7 protein-coding genes are annotated in these 10388 nt (G+C 66.7%); 5 read left to right on the plus strand and 2 right to left on the minus strand.

The annotated features are described in order from the left end of the window. Positions 1-12: 12 nt before the first annotated feature. Positions 13-660 carry an NAD(P)-dependent oxidoreductase gene (locus tag AB4Y34_RS17080; RefSeq protein ID WP_176378017.1) on the plus strand — a complete coding sequence of 216 codons (648 nt, stop codon included), beginning with the start codon at positions 13-15 and terminating at the stop codon, positions 658-660. Between the two features lie 118 nt (positions 661-778). Then, the gene (locus AB4Y34_RS17085; RefSeq protein WP_368716689.1) at positions 779-3559 is read left to right on the plus strand and encodes a mechanosensitive ion channel family protein; all 2781 of its coding nucleotides are present in this window, start codon (positions 779-781) and stop codon (positions 3557-3559) included. Positions 3560-3642: 83 nt separating this feature from the next. On the opposite strand, the gene AB4Y34_RS17090 is transcribed toward AB4Y34_RS17085, so the two are convergent. Then, on the minus strand, positions 3643-4350 hold the full coding sequence (locus AB4Y34_RS17090) for a cysteine dioxygenase (protein ID WP_368716690.1): 708 nt from the start codon (positions 4348-4350) through the stop codon (positions 3643-3645). A 138-nt stretch (positions 4351-4488) separates the two neighbouring features. Here AB4Y34_RS17090 and AB4Y34_RS17095 point away from each other — a divergent pair, with 138 nt between their 5' ends. Both AB4Y34_RS17095 and AB4Y34_RS17100 read left to right on the plus strand, forming a co-directional pair. Next, positions 4489-4962 carry an Lrp/AsnC family transcriptional regulator gene (locus AB4Y34_RS17095; protein ID WP_013089133.1) on the plus strand — a complete coding sequence of 158 codons (474 nt, stop codon included), beginning with the start codon at positions 4489-4491 and terminating at the stop codon, positions 4960-4962. A gap of 173 nt (positions 4963-5135) precedes the next feature. Further along, a complete protein-coding gene (locus AB4Y34_RS17100) occupies positions 5136-5345 on the plus strand; it encodes a hypothetical protein (RefSeq protein ID WP_176108931.1) in 210 nt (69 codons plus the stop codon). 20 nt (positions 5346-5365) lie between these two features. Here the strand turns inward: AB4Y34_RS17100 and AB4Y34_RS17105 are convergent, their stop codons facing one another. Then, a complete protein-coding gene (locus tag AB4Y34_RS17105) occupies positions 5366-7888 on the minus strand; it encodes an FUSC family membrane protein (protein ID WP_368716691.1) in 2523 nt (840 codons plus the stop codon). Positions 7889-8101: 213 nt separating this feature from the next. On the opposite strand from AB4Y34_RS17105, the gene AB4Y34_RS17110 reads away from it, so the two are divergent. Beyond that, a partial coding sequence (locus AB4Y34_RS17110) for an exodeoxyribonuclease V subunit gamma (protein ID WP_368716692.1) occupies positions 8102-10388 on the plus strand: 2287 nt, incomplete at its 3' end.

Here is a 10388-nt window from a genome sequence, read left to right on the forward strand (position 1 = left end):
GAGTACGCTGATATGAGCAAGCAACTGAAGATCGCCTTGTTTGGCGCGACCGGCATGATCGGCTCGCGGATTGCCGCGGAAGCCGCGCGTCGCGGGCATCAGGTGACGGCACTGGTGCGCGATCCGGCGCGCGTGCCGGCCGGCGTCGCGAATCTGCATGCGGCGCAGGCCGATCTGCTCGATGCCGCGAGCGTCGGCGCGGTGGTGCGCGGTCAGGACGTCGTCGCAAGCGCGTATGCGCCGCCGCAAGGCGATCTCACCAGGCTTTCGCAAGCCACGCGCGCGCTGGTCGAAGGGGTGCGCGCGGCGGGGCTGAAGCGCGTCGTCGTGGTAGGCGGCGCGGGCTCGCTCGAAGTCGCGCCGGGCAAGCACCTGGTCGATACCGACAGTTTTCCGGACGCGTACAAGGGCATTGCGCTCGCGCATCGCGACGCCTTGGACTACTACCGCGGCGTGACCGATCTCGACTGGACGTTCTTCGCGCCGGCCGCGCTGATCGCGCCGGGCGAGCGCACCGGCAAGTTCCGCACGGGCGCGAACACGCTGATCGCGGATGCGGACGGCAACAGCCGCATTTCGGCCGAAGACTACGCGATCGCGTTCGTCGACGAACTGGAGCAGGGCCGCTTCGTCCGCCAGATCGCGACGGTCGCGTACTGACGATCGGCGCATCGAATTCGCCGGCCGCGCAAGCGTACTAACATTCGGTTACGCATGTTCGGGCGCGCCGGGCGTAACTGCGGCTACACTGGCGTCTGCCGTTTTCTCACGGATTGCCATGCAGTCATGCCCGTCGCGGCGTGAGTCCGAGGCTGCGCCGTCTGGCGGCGGGCAGCAGCCGGCGATTCTCACCGCCCCTCATCTCTCCTCCGATCACGCCGCTCGCGGCACTGCTAGCGGCGCTGCCCACCCGCGCGCGAGCGCATATGTGCTGGGTTGGTTGACCGCGCTCGTGTGCGCCGCGCTGATTCTGTGCCTCGGCGCGCTGCCGTGCATCGCGCAGGCCGCCGGCCCCGCGGTCGGCGGCGGCACGCCGGTGATCCCGGCATTGCAGAGCCTGATCAACAGCGCGACGGTGAACGCGGCGCCCGCGTCCGCCGCCTCGGGTGCGTCGGCGCCCGAGGCGGCGTCGGCGCCGTCGCCCGCGAGCCAGGCGGAGCTTGCGCGCTCGCTCGACAGCGTGATCGCCACGCTCGACAACGACCGCCAGCGCAGCGCACTCGTCGCCCAGCTGAAGAAGCTGCGCGACGTATCGCAAAGCGCCGCGCAAACCGTCGGCCCGCCTTCGCCCGCGGCCGTGCAACCTAGTCCGGGCCTGCTCGGCGCGATCGCATCGGGTATCGCGTCGTTCGAATCCGACGTGCATCAGGGCCGCACGCCAGTGCGCTACTGGAGCGGCCGCGTGACCGCTGCCGGCAATGAGCTGTACACGATCGTCTCCGGCCAGGGGCGCGAGGGTCTCGGCTCGATCCTGCTGGCGATGCTGGGGATGCTGGCCGGCTGGGGCGCCTGTGCCGGCGCGCTGATCTATCTGCAGCATCGGCTGCACCGGCGCTTCGGCGTCGAGCTGGTGCTGCGGCCCAATCCCACCACGCGCGAGCTGCTGATCTTCGCGTTGCGCCGCGTCGGTCCGTGGATCATCGCGTTCATCGCGGCGCTACTGTTCATGCGCGCGATGCCCGATGCGCTCGGCCGCACGCTCGGCATGGTGGTCGCGTATGCGATCGTCGCGGGCGCGGTGTTTTCCGCGATCTGCCTGATCATGTTCTCGCTGTTCGGCTCGGGCCACCGGCGCGTCGCGGTGCGATTGCTCATCGATCATGCGCGCCGCGTGCTGTTCGTGATCGGCGTGTGCGGCGCGCTCGGCGACGCGGCCGTCAATTACGACGTCGAGCATCAGATCGGCACCAACCTCGCCGCGCTGATTTCGACCGCGGCCAACATGACGGCCGCCGTGCTGACCGGCTATTTCGCGCTCGCTTTCCGCCGGCCGGTCGCGCACCTGATCCGCAACCGGCCGTACGAGCAGCGCAACGACCACAGGGCGGCGACCGATGCGTTCGAGGTGCTTGCCGCGATGTGGCACGTGCCGGTGCTGGTGCTGGCGGCCGCGTCGGTGGTCGCGACGCTGGGCGGCTCCGGCTCCAGCGAAAACGTGCTGCAGATCTCGATCGTGACCGCGCTGCTGCTGGTGCTGGCGTTTTTCCTGTCGGCGATCGTGCTTCGCATGACGCGCCCGCGCAGCGCCCGCGCGCGGCGCCGCTCGCCGTATCTGACGCGCCTGTTGCGCTTTTGCGGCACCTTGCTGACCTTGTTCATCTGGCTGTTTTTCTTCGAATTGGCCGCGCGTCTGTGGGACGTGTCGCTGGCCGAGGTGATCGAGAGGAACGTGGCGGCGCGCGGCATCGCGCATGCGATCACGGCGATCGTCGCCACCGTATTTATCGCGTGGCTGCTGTGGATTCTGGTCGACACCGCGATCACCGAAACGCTCAATCCGGGCAGCCCGCGCAACAAGGCGCGCAGCCCGAGCACGCGCGCCCGCACGATGCTGCCGCTGGTGCGCAACGTGTTGCTCGTGTCGATCATGACGATCGGCGGCATCGTCACCGCCGCGAACCTCGGCATCAACGTGACGCCGCTGCTTGCCGGCGCGGGCGTGATCGGTCTGGCGATCGGCTTCGGCGCGCAGTCGCTGGTGACCGACCTGATCACCGGGCTCTTCATCATCATCGAGGACACGATCTCGGTCGGCGACTGGATCGACGTCGATGGCGGCCATGCGGGCACGGTCGAACATCTGTCGATCCGCACCGTGCGGCTGCGCGACGGGCAGGGCGCGATCCACGCGATTCCGTTCTCGCAGATCAAGATCGTGAAGAACCTGTCGCGCGATTTCGCGTATGCGGTGTTCGAGGTGCGCATGTCGTTTTCGACTGATGTCGACGAGATCACGCAGCTGATCCGCGAAGTCGGCGCGGAGCTGATGGCCGACTTCCGCTACCGGCGCGAGATGCTCGGGCCGATCGAGGTGTGGGGTCTCGACCGCTTCGATCCGAACTGGATGGTCGTCAAAGGGCAGATCAAGACGCGGCCGCTGCAGCAATGGAGCGTCGCGCGGGCGTTCAATTTGCGGCTCAAGCGCAAGATGGACGAGGCGGGCATCGAGATTCCGGTCGCGCAGATGCGGGTGTACACGTCGTCGAAGGATAGCGAGGGCGAGCCGTTGCGCGACGATGAGATGACCGGGTTCGTCGCGCCTGTGGATGCGGGTGCCGACGCGCACCAGCGGGCGGGCGACGGCGCGCACGGCAAAGACCATCAAAGGGCGCATGAACCCGCGCGCGAACGAACCCGCGAAGCGGCGCACGAGCATCTGCGCGAAGCGGAGTATGAAGTGGGCGCCGTCGGCCCGTCGGCGCGCGCATCGACACAAGTGCCGCTTGCGCCCGCGCGTGACGTGTCGCACGAACCGCGTCCGGCGCCGCCGCCGACCGGACAGACCGCACCGGTTCCGCCGCAGATTCCGACGGCGGGCGATGTCGGTGGGAAGAGCTGAGGCGGGGGTTTGTCGGGGACCGTGCGAGGACGGTCGCGTGCTTGTGTGCTCGCATGACTTCGTAGTCGCGCGAACGCGTCACATCACATCACGTCACGTGTCGTCGTGACGTGCAACCGTTGTTGAACCATCTCCGCGGCGTCGGCCGTGCGCACGATGTCGTTCACGTGCGTGCCGATCCGCGCGCCTTCGACGCCGTAGATATGCAGCGACACCGCCGGCGCATCGCTGCTGTTGCCGAGCCGATGAATCGCGGCACGGCCGCCGCGCACGTACGACACCGCGCCGCGTTTGCGTGTCTGAATGCGCAGCGCACTCGCGCATTGCTGCGCGTCGTCCCATTCGAAGACCGTTTCGCTCAGCTTGCCCTCGACCACCGCGTAACCGCACCACGTGTGATGCGCATGCACGGGGCTCGCCTGGCCGGGCTGCCAGACCAGCGCGGCGATCGCATAGCGGCCTTGCGGATCGGCGACGAGCAGATGGCGCCGATAGGTGTCGGCGGAGCCTTCGCGTTGTATCGGTGCGAGCAGCGCCGGATCGGCGGCCGCCTCGGCGAGCGCGAGCCGCATGCTGCGCGCGAAGAACGTCGAATGCGACGGTTCCGGAAATTTCGCGCAGGCTTCGAACATCGCGTCGAGCGTGTCGCACAGGCGCTCGATCGGTGTGCGCTTCATATGGCGCAGCGTGTGCGTAGATAACGCGGCCGCTTCGAGTCGGACCGGGTCCGGCAGCGACTTCAGGTAGTCGGGAAGATGCTCGAAAGCGGTGGCGCGAAGGTCGTCGCTCATGGTGTTGACGCAGCACGGGCGCTGCTGGTCGGCAATTTTCGGTATCGATATTTATACCGGTTTGCCCGGAGAAAGAGTTTCCATATAATTCCCTCGACCAACAGAAAAGTAGAATAATTTCCTATGAGGGGTGGGGGTATGGGTATGGATATCATCGATCGGAAGCTGCTCGAATTGCTGCAGGCGGACGCGACGATGCCGATCGCCGAACTTGCGCAGCGCGTGAATCTGTCACAGACGCCTTGCTGGAAGCGGCTTCAGCGCCTGAAGGAGGCGGGCGTGATTCGCGCGCAGGTGGCGCTGTGCGATGCGCGCAAGCTCGGCGTCGGGACCACGGTGTTCGTGGCGGTGCGCACGAACCAGCACACGGAGACATGGGCCGCCGCGTTCACGCAGGCGGTGCGCGATATTCCCGAAGTGGTCGAGGTCTACCGGATGAGCGGCGAGACCGACTATCTGCTGCGCGTGGTGGTCTCCGATATCGACGACTACGACCGGATCTACAAGCAATTGATCACGGCCGTGCCGCTGTACGACGTGAGTTCGAGCTTCGCGATGGAGCAGATCAAGTATTCGACGGCGTTGCCGGTGCGTTCGTCGGCGGTAACGTGATGCTCATGGAGCATCCGTGAATGCCAGGAGCGCCGCTTGCTGTTTCGATAGCAAACGCGCCACGGCGCATCCATACCGCTCCCGTCGGCTGCAAGCCGCGTGCAAGCTCACTGGGCGTAGAATGCCGCCTTCTCCGACCCATCCGCGACTGCTACGCGAACCGAGCCCGCTTCATGACCAGACCGCCGCGCAAGAAGAACCCGACCTTTGGCATCGCCGTCTTTATCGTGGTGGCGATTCTGCTCGTGATCGCAACGCTGATCTACAACGCGATCCGTCAAAAGCACGAGTTCGAGAGCCAGCCCACCCAGGTGCCGCCGGTGGCCTCGGAGGCAGCCGCGGCAGTCAACGCACTGAAACCGGCGAGCGGCGCAGCGCAATAACGCCCGCGTGCCTCGCAGCTTCACTCCTCCGGCAACCGGATGATGCTCGCGTCCTTGCGAATCTGCGCGGACGCCGCGAGCATCTGCTTGCATTGATGCGCGAGCAGCTTCGTGTCGTGCACCGCATCGGCCGTATAGTCCGGCGATTTCTCCGTGTTGACGACCATCGCATCGAGTTCGCGACTCATCAGTTTGATCTGCTCGCTCTGCTCGGCGGGCAACGCGGTGCCTGCTTCGGCGGCGCTCAGGTTGTCGCGCACGAGGCTCAGTGCGCGCTGCAGCGGCTGTAGCGAGATGTCCTCGACCTGTTGCTGCTGTTGCGCGGAGGTGCGCAGCAGCGGCGCGGCGGCCGTGATCTGCGACGCGAGCACGTGGCTGCGCACCAGCAGACCGTTCAACTCCGGCACGAACTTCTGCGCGGACTTCGGTTCGAGCATCATGCGCTGGAACGCCTGGCCGAGATTCGCGAACGCGACGTGAACGTTCTTGCGCGCGAGCCGGTAGCGGTAATCACGGTCGAGCGCGGTCGCCGCCGCGGCGGCGGCAGCCGATGCACCGCTTGCCGGGCGCGCGGTCGGATTGCGGATCGTGGTCGTGCTTTGGGCTGCGTCGCCCGCGTTCGCCTCGGCACCAGCTTCGGCGACCGGCTGTGCACGGCTCGCGCGCTCCGCGCGGCGCGCACCGGCGCCACTCTCCACTTCGGCTTCGGCTTCGGCTCCAGCGACTGCGAGCGCCGGCCCGCCAAAGCCGAGCGCCGGGTCCGCCATCGCGGCCGCTGGCGCGCGCGCGCCCGCTTCGGTCACGGCCGCGACCACTGCGGCGGCCGGCTTGCCGCTCCACCACCAGCTCGCTTCGAGATACTGCCGCGTCGCGCTGATCATGTTGTTGACGAGCTTGCCCATCAAGCGGTACTCCCAGTACGGGAACAGGTGGCTCGCCGCGATCGCGATCGCGCAGCCGACCACGGTGTCGATCGCGCGCTCGCCGATGATGCGCAGACTGCCCGGCGCAAGCAGATGGAACAGCAGCAGCACATACGACGACGTGAACACGACGCTCGCCGTGTAGTTGAACAGCAGCAGGCTGTAGCTCATCACCATCGACGCGAACATCACCACCATCAGGATGTGCGGCTCCTTCACGAAGATGATCAGCGCGATGCTCGCGGCGCAGCCGATCAGCGTGCCGATGATCCGCTGACCGTTGCGCTGCTTGGTCAGCGAGTAGCCGGGCTTCAGGATGATGACGGTGGTCATCACGATCCAGTACGCGTTGGTCAGCGGCAGCAGGCGGCCGAGCCAGAAGCCCACGGCGACCGCGATCGTCACGCGCAATGCATGGCGAAAGCTCGGCGAGGCCATGGTCAGATTCGAGAAGATCTGCCCGAACGGCACGCGCCGGCTCGTCACGAAGCGGCTCAGCGCCTGATCGATGCGCAGTTCCGTTTCGGTCGGGCTCGGCTCGGTGGTGAGGCTGCGGCGCATCTTGTCGATCAGCCGCGTGGCGCTCCAGATGCGGCGGAAATTCGACGACACCGCCGAATATGCCTCCGGGTTCTGGGTCGGCAGTTCCTGCTTGCGCATCAACTCGATTTCATACTCGATCGCGCGCAACTCGGCCTTCACGTTCACGCGCTTGCGCGGCGCCTGGTTCTGCAGCACCGCGAGGCCGATCTCCTCGAGATCTTCGGCAGCCTTGCGGATCAGATCGCGATAGAACACCAGCAGGTCGGAGCCGCCGAACGTGCTGCGCACGAGCGTGTAATCGGTTTGCGCGCCGACGAACAGCTCGTGCAGATCGACGGTATTGATGAACAGGTTGTACAGCATCGCGCGGCGTGGTTCGAGCTTGCCGCGTTTGAGCCTGGGCAGGTTGCGTAGCACGATGTCGCGCGCGGCGTCCTGGCGCTCTACCGCGGAGATCTGCTTGTCGACGAGGTTGCGGTAGCACTCGTCGAGGTCGTTGTCGAGATCGTAGAACGCGGCGCGCGCAAGCAGATAGTCCGCGCATGCGAACACGCTTTCGGCAAGCGCCTGCTGCTCGATCCGATGCACCATCCAGCGGCTCACGAGGGTCGACCAATACGTGTACCAGAGGCCGCCGAGCAGTATCCACGACGCATTGACGAGCGCCTGCAGCGGCGTGAAGTGCTCCTCCAGCGTCATGATCATCATGAACAGCGTCGCGAAGCTGATCTGCGGCCAGCGGTTGCCGTACACGACGATCAGCGACAGCACGAACGTAAGCGGCACGACCGTACACCACAGCGCGATCGGATTGACGGTGGCGACGCCGGTGGCGAGCGCGGACAGAAAGCCGATCACCGAGCAGGCCAGCATCTCGTTGTGCTTGTACTTGAGCGGGCCCGGCATGTCGACGACGCAGGCGCCGAGCGCGCCGGTCGCGATCGTGAAGCCGAGTTCACGATTGTGAAACACGATCAGGCACAGGATGGCCGGCAACGACACGCCGACCGCGATGCGCAGGCCGCCATAAAAGTACTGGCTATAAAGGAATTTTCTTATTTCGACCGAATAGCGCATCGACTACCTGAATCCATTCATCGAAAAAACCGCAGTTGGAAAGACAGCGCGAAACTGCCGTCGAGTCTAACTGATTTTGCGCGCGATCTGACCTCGTCCATTCGGCCAGGTTATGCCCTGAGGATCGGTTTGTTATGCTGTCGCTTCAATGTCCACTGTGGCTCGCGAGCATCACTCGCGGGCCATCAGCGTGCCAAATATGATCTGGAATCCATGCTTCAGCTCTTCTACTCGAACCGCTACGAAACGCTGGTGGGCGCGCTGCTCGACGACCTCGCGCAAGCGCCGTCCGACCCTTGGACCGCGCGTCCCGTAATCGTGCCGAGCGCGGCCGTGCGCCGGCGGCTCGAACTCGATATCGCCGCGCGCCAGGGCATCTGCGCGAACGTGAACTTTGGTTATCTCGCGCAATGGCTGTGGGCGCAGATCGGCGGCGTGATCGAGGTGCCGAAGCATTCGCCGTTCGCGCCGGACCGCCTCGTATGGCGCTGCTACCGGCTGCTCGACGACACGGACGAGGCGCTGCCGTGGAATGCGTCGCCGCGTTTGCGCACCTATCTCGATGCGGCGGACGCGTCGATGCGCTACGAACTCGCGCGGCGCGTCGCGACCGTGCTCGACCACTATCTGACCTATCGCCCCGAATGGCTGCTGCAGTGGCAGAAGGGCGGCTCGATCTTCGCGAGTGGCGCGGCAGACGAAACGGGTCCGCGTCTGACCGGCGCGAGCGATGCCGCCCGCGAAGACGAGCGCTGGCAAGCGGCGCTGTGGCGCGCGGTGCTCGCCGAGCTCGCGCAAGCCGGCGGTCATGCGCAAACATCCGCGGCCGCGCTGCCGCCCGCGTATCGGTTTCTCGATGAATTCGGCTCGCTCGATCTCGAGGCAATCTCGAACGCGCGATGGCCGGAGGCGGTCAGCGTGTTCGCGCTGCCGACCATGCCGCCGCTGCATATCGCATTGCTGCGCGCGCTGTCGCGCTGGATCGACGTGCGTCTGTACGTGATGAACCCATGCCGCGAGTTCTGGTTCGACGTGGTCAGCGAAGGGCGCGTGCAGGCGCTCGACGCGGCGGGGCAGCTCGACTATCAGGAAGTCGGTCACCCGCTGCTCGCCGAATGGGGACGGCAGACTCAGGCGCAGTTGCATATGCTGCACGAGCTGACCGAAAGCGCGGCATCGGCCGAGACCGGTGACTTCACCGAGAACCCCGAGCCGAGCTGGCTCGCCGCCGTGCAGAACGGCATCCTCGATCTGCGCAATGAAGCCGATGCCGACGAGTTGCCTATCGAGCGCGGTATCGAGGTACACGTTTGCCACAGCCTGTCGCGGCAGCTCGAAGTGCTGCACGATCGCCTGCTCGGCTGGTTCGACGAGTTCGACGATCTGCAGCCGTCCGACGTGCTGGTCGCGGTGTCCGATCTGGCGGCGGCCGGTCCGCTGATCGATGCGGTGTTCGGCACCACGCCCGCCGGCGACACCCGCCGTATTCCGTACCGGATCACCGGCTTGCCGCCGTCGCAGGCCAATCCGGTCGCGCGTCTGTTGCTCGACTGGCTCGCGCTGCCCGAGCGCAGCGTCGGCGCGCCGGATCTGATCGAATGGCTGCGTGTCGATGCGGTCGCGGTGCGTTACGGCATCGATGCGAATTCGCTCGAAGCCGCGCAGGAATGGCTCGCGGCCGCCGGCGCGCGGCGCGGGCTCGCGCCGCTCGAGCCGGTCGGCGAGCATGTGCCGGTCGCGCGTCATACGTTCGCCGATGCGCTGACGCGCCTGTACCTCGGCTATGCGATGCCGGCCGGCGGCGAGCCGGTCGATGCGTGGCTGCCGGTCGAAGGCGCGGACGGTTCGGATGCCGAATTGCTCGGCCGTCTGTCGCGCTTCGTCGACGATATCGACCGCTTCGCGGCGAGCTGCGCGATCGAGCGCACGCCCGCCGGCTGGTCGCAGCTGCTGCTCGAAACGCTCGGGGAGTGCTTCGACGGCGGCGTCGAGTTCGCCGATTCGCTCGCGGACGTGCGCGACGCGCTCGATGCGATGAGCGCCGCGATGCAGGCCGGCGCGCATGATGTGTTGCTGCCGGCCTCGGTGGTGCGCACCGCGCTCACCGAAGCGCTCGACGACCCCGCGCGCGGCGGCGTGCCGTGGGGCAGCGTGACGTTTTCTTCGCTGACGAGTCTGCGCGGTTTGCCGTTCCGTGTGGTCTGCCTGCTCGGCATGGACGACGGCGTGCTGCCGTCGCTCGCGCGCGCCGACGAATTCGATCTGATGGCCGCGTTCGGCAAGGCCGGCGACCGTCAGCGCCGCGACGACGAGCGCAATCTGTTCCTCGATCTGCTGCTCGCCGCGCGCGAGCGGCTCTTCATCGCGTACACGGGCCGCAGCATTCGCGATAACGCGCCGCTGCCGCCGGCCGCGCTCGTCGACGAACTGCTCGATCATCTCGCGCAGGTGTCGGCGGGCGAGGACGCGAGTCCGGCCGAGGTCGACAGCGCGCGGCGCG

The sequence above is a fragment of the Paraburkholderia sp. BR10954 genome (assembly GCF_040965775.1).
In the GTDB taxonomy this organism is placed as follows: Bacteria; Pseudomonadota; Gammaproteobacteria; order Burkholderiales; family Burkholderiaceae; genus Paraburkholderia; species Paraburkholderia youngii.

What these genes read in the sequence shown, in the direction of transcription:
- AB4Y34_RS17100 (WP_176108931.1), top strand. Translation starts at nt 5,136, where the DNA reads ATGACCAGACCGCCGCGCAAGAAGAACCCGACCTTTGGCATCGCCGTC.
- AB4Y34_RS17105 (WP_368716691.1), bottom strand. Translation starts at nt 7,888, where the DNA reads ATGCGCTATTCGGTCGAAATAAGAAAATTCCTTTATAGCCAGTACTTT.
- AB4Y34_RS17080 (WP_176378017.1), top strand. Translation starts at nt 13, where the DNA reads ATGAGCAAGCAACTGAAGATCGCCTTGTTTGGCGCGACCGGCATGATC.
- AB4Y34_RS17095 (WP_013089133.1), top strand. Translation starts at nt 4,489, where the DNA reads ATGGGTATGGATATCATCGATCGGAAGCTGCTCGAATTGCTGCAGGCG.
- AB4Y34_RS17085 (WP_368716689.1), top strand. Translation starts at nt 779, where the DNA reads ATGCAGTCATGCCCGTCGCGGCGTGAGTCCGAGGCTGCGCCGTCTGGC.
- AB4Y34_RS17090 (WP_368716690.1), bottom strand. Translation starts at nt 4,350, where the DNA reads ATGAGCGACGACCTTCGCGCCACCGCTTTCGAGCATCTTCCCGACTAC.